The sequence below is a fragment of the Novosphingobium sp. GW835-FHT14H07 genome, from assembly GCF_058793515.1.
In genome coordinates, this window is the sequence record NZ_JBXAFX010000012.1 from 19,419 (window position 1) to 38,177 (window position 18,759).

15 protein-coding genes and 1 tRNA gene are annotated in these 18,759 nt (G+C 63.5%); 9 read left to right on the forward strand and 7 right to left on the reverse strand.

Translation table 11 applies throughout. The annotated features are described in order from the left end of the window. The first annotated feature begins 399 nt into the window (after positions 1-399). Entirely contained in the window at positions 400-1,290 is an 891-nt protein-coding gene (locus tag AC1Q5P_RS12280) for a MarR family transcriptional regulator (protein WP_492519081.1), read from the forward strand. Positions 1,291-1,362: 72 nt separating this feature from the next. Here the strand turns inward: AC1Q5P_RS12280 and AC1Q5P_RS12285 are convergent, their stop codons facing one another. Genes AC1Q5P_RS12285 through AC1Q5P_RS12295 form a run of 3 tightly spaced genes read right to left on the reverse strand, consistent with a single transcriptional unit; the run spans position 1,363 to position 5,086 of the window. Further along, on the reverse strand, positions 1,363-2,031 hold the full coding sequence (locus AC1Q5P_RS12285) for an SCO family protein (protein ID WP_492519082.1): 669 nt from the start codon (positions 2,029-2,031) through the stop codon (positions 1,363-1,365). Positions 2,032-2,081: 50 nt separating this feature from the next. Beyond that, positions 2,082-3,614 carry a DUF4139 domain-containing protein gene (locus AC1Q5P_RS12290; RefSeq protein WP_492519083.1) on the reverse strand — a complete coding sequence of 511 codons (1,533 nt, stop codon included), beginning with the start codon at positions 3,612-3,614 and terminating at the stop codon, positions 2,082-2,084. 8 nt (positions 3,615-3,622) lie between these two features. Beyond that, positions 3,623-5,086: a DUF4139 domain-containing protein gene (locus tag AC1Q5P_RS12295; protein ID WP_193827744.1), complete on the reverse strand. Its 1,464-nt coding sequence runs from the start codon at positions 5,084-5,086 to the stop codon at positions 3,623-3,625. Positions 5,087-5,188: 102 nt separating this feature from the next. On the opposite strand from AC1Q5P_RS12295, the gene AC1Q5P_RS12300 reads away from it, so the two are divergent. After that, on the forward strand, positions 5,189-6,943 hold the full coding sequence (locus AC1Q5P_RS12300; RefSeq protein WP_062347220.1) for a cation:proton antiporter domain-containing protein: 1,755 nt from the start codon (positions 5,189-5,191) through the stop codon (positions 6,941-6,943). Here the strand turns inward: AC1Q5P_RS12300 and AC1Q5P_RS12305 are convergent. After that, positions 6,940-7,842, reverse strand: a complete 903-nt coding sequence (locus AC1Q5P_RS12305; RefSeq protein WP_492519084.1) for a LysR substrate-binding domain-containing protein — start codon at positions 7,840-7,842, stop codon at positions 6,940-6,942. The two genes, AC1Q5P_RS12300 and AC1Q5P_RS12305, sit on opposite strands and share 4 nt — an antisense overlap. 231 nt (positions 7,843-8,073) lie before the next feature. Here AC1Q5P_RS12305 and AC1Q5P_RS12310 point away from each other — a divergent pair, with 231 nt between their 5' ends. Continuing rightward, complete coding sequence (locus AC1Q5P_RS12310) at positions 8,074-8,556, forward strand: hypothetical protein (protein WP_039332582.1); 483 nt, start codon at positions 8,074-8,076, stop codon at positions 8,554-8,556. A gap of 2 nt (positions 8,557-8,558) precedes the next feature. Here AC1Q5P_RS12310 and AC1Q5P_RS12315 read toward each other — a convergent pair whose 3' ends face one another. Continuing rightward, positions 8,559-9,425, reverse strand: a complete 867-nt coding sequence (locus AC1Q5P_RS12315; protein ID WP_039332580.1) for a LysR substrate-binding domain-containing protein — start codon at positions 9,423-9,425, stop codon at positions 8,559-8,561. Between the two features lie 100 nt (positions 9,426-9,525). Between AC1Q5P_RS12315 and AC1Q5P_RS12320 the strand changes: the two genes are divergently transcribed. The 6 genes from AC1Q5P_RS12320 to AC1Q5P_RS12345 all read left to right on the forward strand — a co-directional run bounded on the left by AC1Q5P_RS12320 (position 9,526) and on the right by AC1Q5P_RS12345 (position 17,001). After that, complete coding sequence (locus AC1Q5P_RS12320) at positions 9,526-10,929, forward strand: proton-conducting transporter transmembrane domain-containing protein (protein WP_492519085.1); 1,404 nt, start codon at positions 9,526-9,528, stop codon at positions 10,927-10,929. A 4-nt stretch (positions 10,930-10,933) separates the two neighbouring features. Further along, entirely contained in the window at positions 10,934-13,486 is a 2,553-nt protein-coding gene (locus AC1Q5P_RS12325) for a DUF2309 domain-containing protein (protein WP_492519086.1), read from the forward strand. Positions 13,487-13,568: 82 nt separating this feature from the next. After that, positions 13,569-13,979 carry a hypothetical protein gene (locus AC1Q5P_RS12330; RefSeq protein WP_193827739.1) on the forward strand — a complete coding sequence of 137 codons (411 nt, stop codon included), beginning with the start codon at positions 13,569-13,571 and terminating at the stop codon, positions 13,977-13,979. Positions 13,980-14,037: 58 nt separating this feature from the next. Next, positions 14,038-16,020, forward strand: coding sequence for a TonB-dependent receptor family protein (locus tag AC1Q5P_RS12335; RefSeq protein WP_492519087.1), 1,983 nt, complete (start codon positions 14,038-14,040; stop codon positions 16,018-16,020). A 154-nt stretch (positions 16,021-16,174) separates the two neighbouring features. Further along, positions 16,175-16,250 (forward strand) — tRNA-Val (locus AC1Q5P_RS12340). An 82-nt stretch (positions 16,251-16,332) separates the two neighbouring features. Next, positions 16,333-17,001, forward strand: a complete 669-nt coding sequence (locus AC1Q5P_RS12345; RefSeq protein WP_052242108.1) for an extensin family protein — start codon at positions 16,333-16,335, stop codon at positions 16,999-17,001. Between the two features lie 71 nt (positions 17,002-17,072). Here the strand turns inward: AC1Q5P_RS12345 and AC1Q5P_RS12350 are convergent, their stop codons facing one another. After that, positions 17,073-17,693, reverse strand: a complete 621-nt coding sequence (locus AC1Q5P_RS12350; RefSeq protein WP_039332870.1) for a response regulator transcription factor — start codon at positions 17,691-17,693, stop codon at positions 17,073-17,075. A gap of 277 nt (positions 17,694-17,970) precedes the next feature. Beyond that, the gene (locus AC1Q5P_RS12355; RefSeq protein WP_039332573.1) at positions 17,971-18,720 is read right to left on the reverse strand and encodes a proteasome-type protease; all 750 of its coding nucleotides are present in this window, start codon (positions 18,718-18,720) and stop codon (positions 17,971-17,973) included. Between the last annotated feature and the right edge of the window lie 39 nt (positions 18,721-18,759).

The window sequence follows — 18,759 nt, forward strand, 5'->3', positions numbered from 1 at the left end:
TGAGAAATCGCTGAGACTGCACTAGTTGCGCTGGAACATCCGAAATGGAGGCAGTTTGCAGTAAGAACACCGATCCGATATTGCGAACAAATCAGCAGTTATCAAGCGCGGAAAAGACGTCGTTTCAACCGAGGCCATATTCACCTGCCCCCAGGTCACCGCGAAACTATATCCAGAATCGAGATAAACGATCTTGACCTGATCCACATATGTTCCACTCATGTTCGCACTTAGGGCAAGTACTGAGGGAACATTGCAATGACGCTGGTCCAAGCCTTCGCACCAAACTTTGCTGCAACAGATTTTGACGTCCCTCCTTTCGCCGACGAGCAGGCAGCGTGGCTCAGCCCTTCCGCGCCTCTTGCCGTGTCAATCTTCGCCGATCGTAGTTATCTGCGCATGGAGATGGCCGAAGATGCATCGGCTGCAGGGTTGCGCGTCTGCGGCACGGGCGAGCTGGCGCAATTGCTCAATGCGCGTGCAGAGCAGACCTTGGGCGATCTGGTACTGGTTGATTGCCCGCTCCTCGAAGGTGCCGACATTGCAGCACTTGTCTCGCTGGATGAACGTGCTGCCCGCACAGGTAGCCAGTTGATCGTTTCGACGAGCGTGGGGGCACTGGATGATGTATTCGGTTGCCTCGATCAGTCCGGTGCGCAGATCCTCGTCAATCCATCTCGGTCGGACCGGGTCATCGCGCTCGGCCACGTCCTCGCCTCTCCTACGCTCTCGGCCAAGGGAGGCCGAGTTCGTGAGCTGTCGGATACCGATCGCATGTCCTTGCTTCGCTTGACCCAGCAGGTAAGCGAAATCGCCAATCGCCTGGAAACGCTGTCTGGCTCATCGGCGGCGACTGATCACGTCCAGGCCTCCGCCTTCGCTTTTGATGCGACCGGAGAGCGTGACTGTGCCGGCGTGCGTATCGCGCGAGGTACTCGCCCCTCGCTGCCCGACCCTCGCCTTGTCCGCAAGATCATACGCCAGCGCCAGTTGCGCGCCCGCTTCTTCGAAGGCGATCTGTTCGCTGACCCTGCATGGGACATGCTGCTCGATCTCACGGCGGCGCGGGCCGAACACAAAAGGGTTTCCGTCACATCTCTGTGCATTGCATCGGGCGTTCCGCCGACAACTGCGCTGCGGTGGATCGGCCAGTTGACCGAGGCCGAGCTGCTTTGCCGGGCGGAGGATGCTACGGATCGCCGCCGCGCGTTCATCGCCCTTTCGGACAAAGCGGCTGACGCAATGGCGCACTACTTTGCGGAAATCGAGGCGGCCGTGCCACCGCTCTGACAACCAGCAACTCAAGTTCGGCAACCGCGAGAGACAAAGCCAGTCGCTCCGCAGCCCGACAACGAGATGGAGTTATCGACGCCTGTCCAAGGTGGCGTGAGACATTTCGGTTTTCGGCGGTGGGCTTACTGCGGCGTCACGCAATTTGGCTTCGATCCGGGCGTCGGCTTCCTGCGGACTGACCGTATCCCAAAAATCGCCGTCCACGTTGTAGAGGAACGCCTTCGTCGTATGCTCGATGCGGTAGTTGTCGCCGGACTGCGGAATGATCTTCACGAAGACACCAGCATTGTCCGTAATGCGGTTTATGACTTGCGGTTCGCCTGTCAGCGCGATGATATTCTCCCCAAGGCTTTTGACAAAGTCATCAAGGCGTTCCGGAGTGTCCCGCGCGGGATCTACGGTGATGAACACGATCGGCAGGTCTTCATGCGTCCACCCCATCCGGGCTCGGATGCGCGAAAGCCGAGCAAGCATCGCCGGGCATCTGTCGGGACAGGATGCATAGCCGAAGTATGTAATGTACGGATGCCCCTTTAGGCTGGACCGCTGAAATAGTGATCCGTCCTGCGCGACGAGCCGATAGTTGCCGTCTTCAGCAACACCTGACTGTTCGTATCGCCTCTCCGTCCGCGCAGCCCACCACAGATACCCCGCCGCGCCAAGCAATAGCAGAAGCACGACAATCAGCCGCAGCTTACGCTCCATGAACGATCGCCGGAAGTCGCTCTGCATGGTCATGCCGCCGAGATAGCAGGTGAAAATCTCTTCGGAAGGATAAGTGTCGGTTTTTAGTCAGAATTAACAATCCTGTACGTCAGACTGGCCTTGCCGCGCGCAGGTATCACGACCGACCAGATCGTCCGTCCGTCCCTGCGCACAAGACGTCGCTGCGAGATACCCTCCATTGTCCCACCTGAGAAAATCCGGGCCTCGAAGCGCACAGGAACCGGCCGAGCATTGCTCACGTCCAATGCCACCGTACGCGATACGTCGTCAGAAGCGATCTGCCGGACGCTGGCCGCAATCTGCGTCGCCTCTCCAAGCACGATCTCAACGTCCTCCCCCACCGCGCGGTCTGGAAGCCCACCCTCCCCGGCCAAAAGCATTGCCCCTTGATCCGGGCCAGAGCGAACCGGTTCGAACACCGTTACCGGCCCACCCGGCAACGGCAGGCCCAACCCGTCTTCCTTGCGGTTGCGCGTGCGCAACATCTGGCGCACCTCTCCGACCCTGTCTTCGGAGACATCCGCACGATAGAGTGCCTCCATCTTCACGTCATGCTTCTGCGCCAACGCGACCTGCTTCTGCGCATTGGCCGCCACGGTAACCGGCACTGGCACCCGGTACAGCTTGAGATCGCCAAGGCCCTCCTGCTGCACGGTGACGGGCGCATTGAACGGACCCACACGCTGAGCCGTGACCACGATGTCGGCCATTTCCATCGCCGGCGCGGGCATGACCATAGGCGGAGGCGGCGGTGCAGGCGGGGGCGGTGGTGCCAGCTGCGACAGCGAACAGGTCAGTTCCAGTTCCCCGCCCGAGGGCTTTTCCCCTTGGGAGCTGTCCTCGCGGTTGACCTTGCCCGCGATCACCGCAGTCTCCGCATCGGCAAAACTCATGGAATCGCTGCTGGCCAGGGTTACCCACGCCGAGACATCGGCCGTCTGGCCATCCGCGTTCATTCGCACGACGTAGTTGGATTGCCAATCGAAACCCCAAGCGAGGTAGGACAAGGACAGCGTTGCCTTGTGCGCCACCTGGCTATCCGTTTCGATTGAAAGCGTCGGCTTCGCAGACAGGTCCCTTGGTGCTTCGGGATAGAGTATTTCGTCCTCGAGGCCGCCGCAGTTGGCAACCTCGAAGCCCGCTGCCGTCTGCACGATGGCAGCCCCATCAGGGCCAGAGCGGATCACCGCGCGCTCTTCGCGGACCGTGTCGGTCGCAAGGTCGGTTCGCCGCAAGATCACCGGCCGGCCAAACATGCGCGCGTAGAGGCTGCGCGGCGAAAGCAGGTCTGCATCAAGGTTCTTCTCCCGCACGCCCGAAGGCAGTCCGGTGACGATCGCGCTTTCCGGGAACAACCCCGCCGCCACGCCTTCGAAGCGCACGGTGGCCTTGCCCGCAGGTATATCCACGGTGCGCTTCTCGGTAACGAGTGCATAGCCTTCGAGCCAATCGAGATCCATCGCCTCGTCGCTGTCCCGGTCGGGCGCGCGATAGATGCTGACCGAGACGCTGTCGGACCCGGGCGATGTGACAATCCCCTGTCCCAGCGCTGGTGCCGCGCTCAGCATCAGGGCCACGATGGCAAGGCGGCGCACCGGCGCGCTCAATATCGCGTGTCGAACTGCACGGTCAGCGTGGCCTCGCCATTGGCAGAGACCGGGACCTGCCACACCCGCTCGTCGGCCGAGCGCTGCTCGCCCTTGATGCTCTCGCTCGGCACGCGCGCATCATGCCACCAATTGTCGAGCCCGCCCTGTACAACTTCAACCGTCACCGGCGTGGCCCGGGCGTTGGTCACCTTGTAGGTCATTGTCGTGCGCCAGAACACCTTCTCGCTCTCCACCGTCACTTCGCTGGGGGCCTTGCCCGGCGTGGTGATGCGATAGCGCGCAGTCTTCTCCCATTCCCCGCTGTCGATCCGGTCGCGCTTTTCAAGCACCGGCTGGACCTTCACGTCGAACGCCTCGCCAGTCTTGAGGGCAAGGCTGGATCCCATCGGGGTGTGGCCGATTGCATTCTCGCCGATGAACTGCGGCTGCCCGCGCGCATCGCGCATGTAGACCCGCACCGTGCCTGCAGGCAGGGCATCGCCCAGTCCGGCTTCCCTCGATGTCGAAAAGCGCAGCACCGTATCGGCGCTCTGCGGCTCGGTCTGGCTGGAAAGCCAGCCATTGCGGAAGTGGTAGGCCTTGGTCGCGGGCGCGCCGCCGACGTCGAGGAAGCTGACCTGCTTCTGCTGGGCGTTGGCCACCGTGGTTCGCCCGGCAATCGGATAGACGTAGAAGTCGCCCAGGCTCTCGCGATTTGCACTTTGCGTTCCGGGTCGGTTCCCCGGCATCATCGGACGCTGGGGCCGAAATCCGCCATTATAGCCGCCGCTGCCATCGCCGACTGCGCCCGCCACCAACAGCACCTTGGCCTTGTCAAACGTCGTGCCGCTATTGTTGGTGAGCGTGATCCAGCCCTGCACATCAATCTTGCCGGCTGCCTCATCGAACAATGCCACGTAATCGGCCTTCCAGCCGAATCCGCGCGAGAGATAGCTCAGCGAAACCGGGCGCGCGCCCGGCGCGGTCGTGTCCAGGGTTACCGACAACGTCGGGCGCGCCCGCAAGCCCGGCGGCAAGCTGGAAAACAGCACTCGCGCACCGTAATTCTGCAAGACTTCGATGTGGTTTCCCACGCGGACGATCGTTCCGCCGTTATTGGCGAGGATTGTCGCCGTCTCGCGCTTGTCGTCTGCCCCGCGCACGAGTGTCACGGTCTGTCCAACCGCTTTGTCCATCAGCTTTTCGGGCGTCAGCAGGTCGTAGTCGAAGTTCTGTTCGACAATGCTGGTGCCCCCGGCATTCAGCGTCACTGTCTCTGGTCGGATGGCTGCAGAAACATCAGGAAACTCCTGACGATGCCGCCCCGTCGGCAAAGACATCTGCCGCACGTCCTGCACCAGCGCGAGATCGTTGTTGTAGATGGTGAGCGAGACGTCGCCTTGCGCGCTTGTCGGAATGGTCTGAGCCAGAGCCACTATGGGAACAGCCGATCCCAGAAGACCAAGAACCTTGCGCATCTGCCCCTCCACCGTTCTCGAAAGGCTAACCTCTCTCCGGTGGCAGATCAACGCAGGCTGAACGACGGTTGCGATGAAACATGAGCGGCCTAAAGAGAAAGGATGGCCGAACACACATCAATGCTCCGCGACGGATTCCTCCTGCTCGGCTTCGCGCTGGCCTTCGTGTTGATCTTCCGACGCTTGGGGCTGGGGGCGACCTTGGGCTATCTCGTGGCCGGAGCCGTCGTCGGCCCGCAATTGCTGGGTCTGGTTGGCGATGCGGAAGAGAAGCTCGGCATCGCCGAACTGGGCATAACCTTGCTGTTGTTCCTGGTCGGGCTGGAATTGAACCCATCCCGGCTGTGGAAGATGAAGCGCGACATCCTCGGCCTTGGCCTGCTTCAGGTAACCGCTTGTGGGCTCGCCGTCGCAGGCATGATCCTGTTGACGACGGATTTCAGCTGGGAAGCAGCGCTGGCCCTGGGCCTGCCGCTGGCGCTCTCGTCCACGGCGCAGGTGCTGCCTATGCTGCAATCCTCGGGCCGATTGCGCACGCCGTTCGGCGAACGCGCCTTTGCGATCCTGCTCTTTCAGGATCTTTCGATCATCCCGATGATCACGATCATCACGGCAATGAGCCGCAACCCCGCCGATGCCGGGGGCCCTCCCGGGTGGCTGATGGTGCTCTACACTCTCGGCGCCATCGGGGGACTGATCGCCGCTGGCCGCTATCTGATCCGGCCGCTCTTCCGCCTGATCGGCAATCTGGGCGAGCGCGAGATGTTCGTGGTCGCTGCCTTGTTTACCGTCATGGCGTCGGCAGCCGTCATGGAACTCCTAGGTCTGTCTACAGCGCTGGGCGCATTCGTCGCTGGCGTGATGCTGGCAGACAGTCCCTATCGTCATGAACTCGAAGCCGATGTGGAGCCGTTCCGGTCGATTCTGCTCGGGCTCTTCTTCCTCGCCGTGGGCATGATGCTCAACCTTGCCGCCATTGCCGAGCGCCCCTTGTTCGTCGCCGGCATGGCCCTCGGCCTGATCGCGGTGAAGGCGGCGATCATCTTCGGCATCGGCCGCCTCTTCGGCATGCCTTGGCGCGGCGCACTCGCCCTCGGCCTGCTGCTCAGCCAAGGCGGCGAATTCGGCTTCGTGATGTTCACGCAGGCGCAAAGAGCACTGCTCATCGCTCCCGAAGCCGCCAGCCTCTTCGGAGCTGTTGTCACCCTGTCGATGGCCACGACGCCGTTTTTGATGATGGCGACAGCAGGGATCCGACGCGAAGCGGAGAATGCTTCGCCCGGAGAGCGCGAAGGCCCCCAGCCCGACGGTTCGAACGCCGTGGTCGTGGGTTTTGGCCGCTTCGGGCAGGGTGTCACGCAGATGCTGCTGGCCAGCAACATCCCGGTAACAATGGTCGATACCGACATCGAGATGATCGACGTGGCAGCCACGTTCGGGGCCAAGGTCTATTTCGGCGACGGGACAAGGCTCGATCTGCTGCGTCAAGCCGGGGCAGCGGAAGCGGAGATGATCTTCTTCTGCATGGACGGCGATCAGGTCACGACTGATCTGGTCGAAGCCGTGCACGAAGCTTTCCCGCGCGCGTCAATCTACGTTCGCGCCTACGACCGGCGCGCGCTCATCCGGCTGCGCGGCACGCCAGTCAGCGCCGTCGTGCGCGAAGTGATGGAGTCCGCGGTCAAGATGGCTCGCGTCGCCCTTGCTGACGCAGGCCTCTCGGCAGAAGATATTGCGCGCGCCGAAGACATGTTCCGCGCCAATGATCGCGAACGGCTCAAACTGCAGATCGAAGCGGGCGACGTCCGTGTCGCGCGTGACCGTATCATCACGGAGCCGCAAGGGCGTCCGACCTAGGCAAGCAACTCGGCGGCTTCGTTGCGAATGCGCTGCGCCAAGGTGCGGTAATCGTCCGCGCCTGCCGATTTGGCACGCCAGGCAGCAACGATGGCACGTTCGCAGCGCCAATTCTGGACCGGCAAGCGAACGACCAGAGCATCGCCCCCCACTTCCGACCGAAGGTAAAGCTCCGGCAGAATTGCCAGACCAACACCGCTGCCCACCATCTGGTGAATGCTGTCCAGGCTTGTCCCCTCGTAATCCAGCAGCATCTCGGCACCGAGTTCGGCGCAGACCCGCTGGACCTGCTGGTGATAGTGGTGGCGTGGATCAAGCGTCAGGAAGCGCTCCCCCTTGAGGTCCGATCGGTCAATGTGGGCCAGCCCGGCGAGGTGATGGCTGCGCGATGCCACAACGCTCATGGGCTCGTCGAACAGGGGGACGATCTCCAGGTCCTCACCAATCACCGGCCCCGGCCCCACCATCAGATCTATCCGACCCGAAGCGAGATCACGGGTCTGTTCGGCGGGGATCCCTTCACGGATATAGAAGCGCAAGTCGCTCTGTTCGGCATTGAGCGCGCCGATCAGGGCAGGCAAAAGGTAAGGCCCGAGAGTGGGCGTGATCCCCAGCCGGACGATACCGGAAAGCTGCTTGCGCGCGCGCGCCGCAACCGCGCGGATGTCCCGGATTTCCCGCAGCACCCGGCGCGCTCGTTCGGCAATTTCGCGACCCACCGGCGTCAATTCCACGTTTTGCGATGCGCGATCGATCAAGGTGGTGCCGAGCCGATCTTCAAGAGCACGTAACTGATGGCTGAGGGTAGGTTGCGAAATGTTGCAGGATTGCGCCGCGCGTCCGAAGTGACGCAGTTCGGCAACCGCCAGGAAATACTCAAGCTGTCTGACTGTAGGCATGACACCTCCGATAGAAGAATTCTATCGATTCGTCGCCGCTCTTTCGATTGGACGCAATGGCTTGGCCCCGGCATTGTGCAGGGGCAAGGCAAAAGAGGATGCCCCGCCGACGGTCGATCTCCCACAGTTCACGCTCGTCCCCCCTCGCTGAACTGCCCGACTGTCCCTTGATGCCTTGCCGGGGCGACGCACCGCCAGTCCGCGTCGCCCCCACGAGTTTCGCAACGGGCCTTGCGCGATCAACCCGGCGCAAGGCGCGCCACTGCCGACCTGGCCCGCCCCCGGAAGCGGCAAGCCGACGGCAGCGGAGCACTGGCGGCGCATCGTGACGACCCTGGCACGAGGCGCCGCCAGACAATTCAGGGCTATCCCGCCCAGACCGAGAGGTCACTTGCCATGCTGAAGATATTGGCCGCGATTGCCGTAACGACCGGAACGCCCCAACCGCTGGAGGCCCACCACGCCTACCGCTTGCCTGAAACCTCGTCTCCTCGCCCTGTCGCGCATGATCGGCGCTGTTCAAGCACGCGCGAGGTCACGGTCTGTGCAAAGCGAGGCGATGGCCTACGCTTGGTCATGGATGGCGTAGAGGCCGGGCCACCGCTTCACCAGGCGCAGCTGCGGATCGCACCATCGCGCTGTGCCAACCCGGTCGAGAACGGATTGCGCTGCATCCGGCCCGAAGTGTTCGCCCGCTTGAACCTCGACGACTGAGGTCACGCTCCGCGTTCCAGTGCTGCGATGATGTGCTGGGCCAACAAGTGCGCCGTATCCGAAAGGCCGGGCGCTTCGAGCAGGGCGATCTCGGTGTCGTAAAGCGGCGGCAGGCCAGCCTCCTCTCCAGCTGTCGCCAAGCCGGCAGGCACCATTTCCAGCGGCAGTACGGTGATCCCAAGTCCTGCACGCACCGCAGAAAGACTCCCCGCCAGGCTGGTCGATGTATAGGCCACGCGCCAGCCGCGCCCTATCGCGTCCAGTGCCTCGGTGGCGCGTTTGCGATAGACGCACGGCTCGGGCGAAACCACCAACGGCACCCGCTCGAAGTCTGCCGCTGATTGTCGGTCCCGCGCGACCCAGACCAGTGGCTCGCGCCACACCCGAACGCCGTCCTGCACGTCCTGTGTCGGCTGGCGCTTTACCAGGACCAGATCGAAGTGACCTGCGTGAAAGCGCTCGAGGAGATTGAGAGTCAGATCGCAAGTTACCTCAAGCTCGACCAGCGGGTGCGCCTCGGTGAATGCTGCAAGAACCGAGGGCAGATGGGCCGTTGCAAAATCCTCGGGCACGCCGACGCGGACCGACCCGGCAATGTCCGGCTCGAACATCTCGGCCAAGGTTGCATCGTTCAGCCGCAGAATTTGCCGGGCCGGGCCGATCAGCCGTTCGCCTTCGGACGTGATCGAAAGGTGTCGCGGGCTCCGCAGGAACAGCGAGCGCCCGACCTGCTCTTCAAGGCGCTTCAGTTGCAGGGATATCGCCGACTGCGTCCGGCCCAGCCTCTCACCGGCGCGGGTAAAGCTTCCCGTATCGGCAATCGTCACGAAGCAGCGCAAAAGGTCGATGTCGAGGTTCCGCAGGGCCATGACGGGATTTTATCATTGACGTTTGCAATCTTCAATATTTCATAAATTCGTTTCTAAAATCATCGACGGTGCTGCACCTGCGAAACGAAGGAGGCACACGATGAACCCGACAACCATGACTGCACCTGCCACAAAAAGGGGCTTGGCGCTTCGCCTCAAGCCGGCCGACTGGCCCGTTTTCGCCCTTGGCTCCCTGCTTGCCGCAACTATCGCCACCGGCCATGCCATGGTCACTACCCCAGGCGTCGCCCTGTCAGGACTTGGCATCCTGATCGCCGTCGTTGTCCTTGCCTTCTCCCGTCGACAACTGCGCGCAGACCGGCGCAGTGATTCCTTCACACGCCTCGCGACCAGCCTTGCCATAGCGACTGTCTTGCTGGGCCTGACCGCCGACGCCATGCTGCTCGCTGCCGCCTGGATCGTCTCGGGCCGCCTCATGGCTGGATTGATCGGCCATGTTGGCGAATGGAGCGAAGCCCGCGATGCCGCACGCCGCGCCACAATTGCCTTCACGATTGGCGACGTGGCGCTGATCGGCGCAGTGACCTTGCTCTCGATTGCCGCCGGATCGAGCGATATCGTTGCCATAAGGTCTGTCGTTGGGTCCTCCTCTCTTCTGACGACCACCGCCGCCTTTCTCCTGGTCATCGCCGCACTGGCCCGCTGTGCGATCCCGCCGTTCTCGAACTGGTTGATGCGCTCGCTGGCCGCGCCGACTCCGGTGTCCGCCCTGATGCATGCCGGTTTCGTCAATGCAGGTGGGTTTCTGCTCATCCAGTTTGCCCCCGTTCTCGAGGCATCGCCCCACGCGCGTTACGCGCTCTTTGCTACCGGCGTCGTCGCAGCATTGGTCGGCAGTGCCATCATGCTGGTGCGGGCCGACGTGAAGGGATCGCTCGCGGCATCGACCATCGCGCAGATGGGCTTCATGCTGCTCACGGTTGCGCTCGGCGCCTATGCTGCGGCTCTTTGGCACATGGTCGCTCACGGCCTGTTCAAGGCCTGGCTGTTCCTCGGCTCGGCAGGCACCATTTCCACCAGGCCGACACGTTCCAAGGGTCTGGCCCAGCCGTGGCCCGCGCTCATCGCGCTCGCAACGATCGTCGGCGCAATCTTCCTGATCGAGGCGCGCCGGGCTGATGCACTCCTGCCAGTCTGCCTCGCACTCACTGCGCTGCTCAGTGCCATGGCCGTTGCGTCACGATCTCTGCCGCGTGGACCACTGGGCGCAGTCGTGGCCCTGATGCCGGGCGCTCTGATTGCCCTCAACGCTGCGGTGCTCGTTCTGATGACCGCACTCCAGCCCGATGCCGCCCAGCCATTGCTGTCGCCTTACGGGCAGCTTGGCATCCTCTCGCTGTTTCTCGCCGGATGGGTCTGTCAGCAACGCATCGTGAGCGGCGAACAGGCTCTGCCTCCCTCCCTCTTCGCTCGCCTGCTTCATGCGGGCAACGCCCTCACCACTTCCACCCCCGTCTCCACCACCGTCATTGCGAAGGACTGAAGCCATGAACATTGCTACTGCGTCACTCGCACCCGATACCGGCGTTCCAGCCAGCCTCCAGGAAGAACGGCGCGAACTGCAAGCCCTTGTCGATATTGCCGGGCAGACTGTTGCCCCGCTCTGGCCGCTGGACAGTGCCATCGCCGTCAACCCGCTGTCGGGCTTCGAAGACCTCCCGTTCGAGGACGCCCTGCCCCAGGCTGCCCAGCTCTTCGGCGCCCGCCCCTCCCTCTCGCTGGTCCAGTGGCGCGCGCTCAAGGCAGAAGGCCGCATTGCTGATATCGCTTTCCGCAAGGCCGTGGTCGCCGCGCTTGGCGGTCTGGAACCCGCATTCGCGCCGCTCGGCCCCGATCTCAACGCCTATAACCTTCTTGTGGCGCGCCTTGTCGAGCTTCCAGCGGACGACACTCCGGTTGTCCGCCGGGAACTCACCACGCCGATCGCCATACTTGCGCGGTACCTCGCGGCCTTCTTCGACCGCAACGCCACGCTCACCCTGCCCGGTCGTCAGCACGGCCTGTACAGCAGCGTGAGCGCGGCGCTTCGTCATGATCCGGGCCTTGTCCGCGCAGGTGACGATACCGCCGCACACTGGCTCGCGAACGTCCCTGCCGATCCTCTCGAGATGCTACTCTTTGCCGCGCGCCGCGATGGCGTTTCCCGTGACCGGCGCCTTGGCTGGCTGCGTGGCCTCGTCGCCACCTTGCCGGGTTGGGCCGCGCATCTGCGCTGGCGCAGCGAGCATGGCGGCCCTGCCGCCAGTGCATCTGCCCCGGCATCGATGATCGAACTGATGGCACTGGTCGCGCTCGTCGAAGGCAGCGTTCGCAGCGGTCCCCGGGCACTGGCAGAACCTTCGCGCCAACACGCCCATGTCTGCCGCACGCTGCTTGCTCATTTCGGTCTTGATCCGGAAACGCCCGCCACGTGGTCGCAGGCTGCACGGGAGAGCCTGAACCGCATCGCCGCGATGTCGCTGGCCGAACTGGGACTGATCTTCCAGCAAGCAGCAGAGGCCAGCTTCCTCGGCACGGTCGCCCCCCAGCTCGAAGGCGCATCGGCAAGACAGACCGCAAAGACCAAGGTGCCGGTTGCGGAAGCCCAGGCAGTGTTCTGCATCGATGTCCGCTCCGAACCCATGCGCCGCGCGCTGGAAGCACAGGGCCGCTACGAAACGGTTGGCTATGCCGGCTTCTTCGGGCTGCCCATCGCCATCTCGCCGGCCTGTGATGCACCGGAGCGCAACCAGCTGCCGGTCCTGCTTTCACCCTCCCACGTCGTGGCCGAACGCGCCGCGCAAGGGCAGGAGGCCGAGGCCAATGCGCTGCTGGCGCGCCATGCCGCCCTCGCCGACGCCCGCGCCATTCTCGATACGACCAAGGGCGGTGCAACGGGCTTTGCGACGGCGGAGGCCGCTGGCCCGCTGGCAGCGGTCGCCCTGCTCGCGCGCACGCTTGCCCCACGCCTGACAGACGCCTTCCGCAGACGATTGGTGGGCGAACGGGGACACGTTCTCACGCCCGCCGCCTGCAACGATCATGGCCATGGCCACGGCAGCAACGCGATCCCGCTGGAACAACGCATTGCCTATGCGCGCACCATGTTCTCGCTGACCGGACTTTCGCCGGATACCGCGCGCCTCGTCGCGCTTGTCGGCCACGGCGGCTGCACCACCAACAATGCCTTCGCGGCAAGCCTCGATTGCGGCGCCTGCGGTGGCCATCCGGGTGGCCCGAACGCACGGCTCATGGCATCCATCCTCAACGACGGTCAGGTCCGCGCAGGCCTGGCCGATCAGGGCATTGCCATTCCGGATGATAGCTGGTTCATCGCCGCGCAGCACGATACCACCCGCGACGTGGTCGAAATCTTCGACCGCCAGCTCGTGCCGGGAAGCCACGTGGCCGATCTCGCGAGGTTCGAGCATGCCCTGCAAAGGGCCGGTGCGCAGTGCCGCAACGAGCGCGCCGCCCGCCTTGGCCGCTCTGCCGAAGACCTGTTGACCGGGGCCGCGCACTGGGGAGAAGTCCGCCCGGAATGGGGCCTGTCCGGCAACGCCGCCTTCATCGTCGGCCCGCGCGCGCTGACCGCGGAAATCGACCTTGGCGGCAGCGCCTTCCTTCACAGCTATGACTGGACAAGGGACAAGGATGGCAGCGCACTTGCGGGCATCATGACTGCGCCGATGATCGTCGCCCAGTGGATCAATTGCCAGTACCTGTTCTCGACCATCGACAACGAGGTGTTCGGCGCGGGCGACAAGACGACGCAGAATGTGGTCGGGGGCTTTGGCGTCGTGCAGGGCAGCGGCGGCGATCTCTGTGTCGGCCTGCCGCGGCAGTCGCTGTTCCATGATGATGGCACGCCCTACCACACACCACGCCGCCTTGCGGTCATCATCGAGGCACCGCTCCAGCGAGTCCAGGACATCGTCCTGGCGCATGATGTGGTCGGCCGACTGGTTGAAAACGGCTGGATCAATCTTGTCGTCATCGATCCGTGGAAGCACAAGGCCCACCACTGGGTCCGCGGCGAATGGGCCGCCCGGCCCTGCTGATCGGACCATGTTGATCGCTCGCTGCTGAAAACTTGATGAAAACCCATGACACGGCCCGCCTCTCATCATAGGGGCGGGCGCCATGAGGGGCCTGCGCGCATTCCTGCTGCATAACCGCCATCTGGCAGTGCTGCTGGTCGCGCTGGCGCTCGCCATGAAGGCCTTGGTCCCGGCTGGCTACATGGTCGGCGGCACTTCGCGCGCGATTACCATTCTGGTCTGCGCCGACAGTACCGGTGCACACTCGGCGGTTCAGGTCACCATCCCGCAAGGCGCTAAGGAAACCGCCGCCAAGGATCACAAGCCCTGCACTTTCGCAGGCCACGGCGCCGCTCTCCTGGGCGGGGCCGATCCGACCCAGCTCGCCGTCGCGCTGGCCTTCGTGCTGGCGCTGGGCTTCCTCGCCATCGCGGTCCCACGCCTTGCTCCATCGCGCCGCATCCTGCCGCCTCCGTGCGGCCCGCCCTCGGAAATCGCCACCTCGATAGCCTGACCGAACCGGTCATCCTGCCCGCCGTCTGAACCCAGACGCGATCGAAAGCGATTCCCGCATGACTACCCGCATACTCGCCGTGGCCCCTCTGGCCATGGCCTTCTCGCTCGCCACTCCTGCCCACGCCGAAGACGCCGCAGCCGAAGGCGCCGCGATCATCGTCATCGGTCATGGCGATGCCTCCATTGCCGAACAGGAGGCAGCCGCAACGCCCGGCGGCACCGATGTCGTTGCTTACGAAGACTTCGCCGACCGCACCGTGATTTCCTTGCGCGATGCGCTGGCCTTTTCGCCCGGAGTCTACACCCAGCCGCGCTTTGGACAGGAGGTCCGCATCTCGATCCGCGGCTCGGGCCTCTCGCGCAGCTTCCACATGCGTGGCCTGACGCTGCTTCAGGATGGCGTTCCGATCAACCTTGCCGACGACAACGGCGATTTCCAGGAGCTTGAGCCGATCTTCCTCGATCATCTCGAGGTCTATCGCGGCGCCAATGCCCTTCGCTTCGGCTCAGGTACACTGGGCGGCGCGATCAATGGCGTAACGCCACGTGGTGACAGCGCGCGCGGTCTTTACGCCCGCGTCGATGGTGGCTCGTTCGGCCTCGCGCGCGGTCTGGTTTCCGCAGGCTTCGGCGATAGCACAGTCAACGCCTGGGCCGGGATCAGCGCCGACCGCCACGATGGTGACCGGCAACACGCCAGTCGCCGATCCCTACGCTTCAACGGCAACGTCGGTCTCTCTCTGGCCGAGAACCTCAGCACGCGCTTCTACGTCACCGCCAGCCATATCCGGCAGGAGTTGCCCGGCGCACTCTCCCTTGCCGATGCCCTGACCACGCCGCAGAAAGGCAACTTCACCGGCGATCAGGCTCGCAACATCGATTCCCTGCGCTTGCAGAACCGCACAGCCTTCGATCTCGGCGCGCTCGAACTCACTGTCGGTGGCTTCTACAACATCAAGCAACTTGATCACCCGATCTTCATGGTCATCGACCAGAAGTCAGACGATCGCGGCCTCTTCGCCCGTGCCGAATGGGAGGCGGAGATTGTCTCGATCACCCTCGGCGGCGAATCCCGCTGGGGCACGACCCGCGCCCGGCAATTCATCAACAACGGCGGCAAGCGCGGCGCACTGACCTTCCGCGCACAGCAGCGCGCGCGCACGTCCTCCGCGTATGGGGAACTGCGGGTCTCTCCAGTGGAGAGTCTCACCCTGATTGCCGGGGGCATCTATGCCAATGGTGCTCGTCGGCAGGAACGCGAACTGCCTTCGACTGTCACCGGCAATGCCTCCTTCGATGCCTTCTCCCCCCGCTTCGGTGCACTGTGGATCCCGGCAGCAGGAGTTCAGGTCTATGCCAACTACAGCCGCTCTGCCGAATTCCCGACCTTCGTCGAGCTTGCCCAGCAAGCCGCCTTCGTGCCCGTACGCCCGCAACGGGCTTGGACAGCGGAAATCGGCACGCGCGGCCGCCTGGGCACGCTGGAATGGGACATATCGCTCTATCGCGCCAACCTGACCGGCGAGATGCTGCAGTACACACCCGATGCCAATGTCGGCATCCCCGCTGCCACGTTCAACGCAGGTCGCACGCGCCATCAGGGCGTCGAGGCCGGTCTCTCGTGGCAGCCGGCCGGCTGGCTCCGCCTTCGCCAGATCTGGCAGTATTCGGACTTCCGGTTCCGCGGCGATGTCCAGTTTGCCGACAACCGCCTGCCTGTCGTCCCGCGCCATGTCCTGCGCAGCGAAGTCCGCCTGGGCGGCGATACCCTGCACATCGCACCCAGCCTCGAATGGGTCCCGCAGGGCGCCTTTGCGGACTATCGCAACACCGTTCGCGCGCCCGGCTATGCGCTTGTCGGATTAAGCGCGGGAGCCTCGCTGACGAGCGATATCGATCTCTTCGCCGACTTGCCCAACATCACTGGGAAGAAGGCCGTAGGCGACATCGCCGCCGTCATCACCGCATCTGGCACTTCGGCAATCTACTACCCGGTTGAGCGCCGCGCGGTCTATGCCGGCCTGCGCGCCAGGTTCTGACATCTTGACGAAGCGTGGTGGCGGCAGACAATGCTGCTGTCACCACACGGGCGCCAAGACTCCAGCATTGATCAGCAACGGGATCACCTGAGCATGCGCGCGCCCCATTGACCTCGTCGGCGAATCCGCGCAATAGCGCCCCACCTCGCATGAGGGGCGCTTAGCTCAGTTGGTAGAGCATCTCGTTTACACCGAGAGGGTCGGCGGTTCGAGCCCGTCAGCGCCCACCACCGTTCCCAGCCACATGCCTCATGCGATAGTCCGTGCGTCTGCGTGCTGTGCAAGCCGTGTGATTGCCGGTATCCTTGGGTCATGGTCCGGCGCGTACTCATCGCCTTATCGCTGACCGCCTTGACTGCCGGGTGCGTAGGGTCTCCCGAGCAGCCGGTGCGCAAGCCTTCGCGCTCGAGCACTGGAGCCTCGCTCAGCCAGTCCCCGCAGACTCGGGCCTGTCTCGCCAATCTTGGCGCTGCGCAAGCCCGCTTCACCCCGCTCGCCGACCAATACTACGGCGCAGGCTGCTCGACTCTCGGCACGGTCAGGCTTGAGTCCCTGCGTGCTGACAATGGCCTGCTGAACATCACCAATCTCGGCCCGGTGTCCTGCCCGGCCGCAAACGCGCTGCAAGGTTGGGCGCGTTTCGGGGTGGACCGTGCTGCCCGCCAGATCCTTGGCAGCCCGCTCCAGCGGATCGAGACCATGGGCAGTTATTCCTGCCGCAATGTTGCGGGCACCAGCCGCTTATCCGCGCACGCCACGGCCAATGCCATCGACATCGCCGCCTTCCGCCTGGCCGATGGCCGACGGATCAGCATCGTCAATGACTGGAACTCCCCCTCACCGCAGGTTCGGGCCTTTCTGCGCACGATCCGCGACAGCGCATGCAAGCGCTTCGGCACCGTGCTGACCCCGGATTACAACGCTGCCCACCGCGATCATCTGCATCTCGAACCGGGCGGCCTCAAGTCGTTCTGCCGCTAAAGCTGGCGTAAAAGCAAAGGGCGGAGGTTGCCCCCCGCCCTTCGCGTTCCGGTCAATCGTGCCAAATTGCGTCAGGCCGCGACGTCGTCCAGTCCGGTCGCCTCGATCCGCAGGCGGACCGCTTCGGCGGCATGGCGGGCGCCAAGCTTGCCCATCATCTTCATGCGGTGGATCTCCACCGTGCGCGGGCTGATGTCGAGCTCACGCGCAATTGCCTTGTTGCTCTGCCCTTCGGCAAGGCGATCGAGGACTTCACGTTCACGCAACGAAAGGCGGGCAATGCGCTGGCGCGCTTCGGCAGCACGGGCGCGCTGGGCGCGGTAGGCTTCGGCTTCGCGGCTGGCGCGGGCGACGGCTTCATTCAGGGGGCCGATCTGCGTCGGCATGGCGAGATAATCGAGTGCACCGGCCTTGATCGCACGGACCACCGCTGCCGTCTGGGGTGGCTCGGCAATTGCGATGACCGGCAGCCAGTGGCCCGCCTGCATCATCACCGAAATGAGCCGCGGGATGCCTTCTCCCACCGGCTCGTCCTGGGCCAGGACAAGGCCGCCGGAAGGTGCATGCGCCAGCAGTTCCTCGGCATTGGCATAGATCTCGGCGTGATGGCCGGCAGCGAAGGCAAGCCGGGCCAATTGAGCCCTGCGGGCGGAATCCCCATCGAGGATGTGAAGAGTGACACGATCAACCATGACGCTCATTAAGCGCCTGATTTTTTGACTTTGCCACTTGGGTTAGCTTCGTAATGAACCAGAACTGACCTTCATCGACCCGCTATAAAGGTTTTTCCTTAGGATGAACGCTTCCGGAACGGAGCATTTAGGGCGACGTTAACCAAGAAATGTGATGCAGCACACGAAATTCACGTGTTTTTCGTAGCGAGATCCAGCACTTAAGGACGTCTTGAAAGGTCGTCATTAACCAGACTGGACGTTTTCGAATCACCATTCTCGAATCGAGATTACAGAATCACCCCACGCCGATGTCGAACTTGTAATCCGGTAGCGAATGGAATGCCTGCCGCAGAGCTTCGCTCCAGCTGGAAGAGATGGATTTGAAATAGGGGTCGCTGGCAAGAATGCGACGCTGGTGCAGCGGCTCGAACCGATCACGCTCCATGACGAGCAGATCGAACGGCAGACCTACCGAAAGATTTGCCGCCACCGTTGAATCGAACGAGACCATCAGCAGCTTCACTGCGTCCTCGAAACTCATGGACCGATCGTAGCCGCGAAGCAGGATCGGTCGGCCGTACTTTGTCTCGCCGATCTGGAAGAACGGCGTATCGAAGCTCGCCTCGATGAAGTTCCCCTCCGGGTAGATCATGAACAGCCGCGGCTCCATGTCCTGGATCTGCCCGGCCACGATCATCGAAGCAGTGAAGCGCGGCCCTTCCGACCGCATTCCGTTGTCCTGCCGCCCTTCTATCACGTTGCGCAGGAGGTTGCCGACAAGCGTCGCCACCTGGAACATCGTCGGCGCCTCGAGGATCGATGGTCGCCGGTCGCTCGGCGCCTTGTTGCGCTCCTCGAGCTGCGAGATGACGGCCTGCGTCGTTGCCAGATTGCCGGCAGTCATGATCGTGATCTGCCGTTCTCCGGGAACGGACCAATGATGCATCTTCCGGAATACGGATATGTTGTCGACGCCCGAATTGGTCCGGGTGTCGCTCATCATCACCAGGCCCTTGTCGAGGATCATCCCCACGCAATATGTCATCGCCCTGCCCCGATCCCGCCTGGACTCAAACTAAAAATG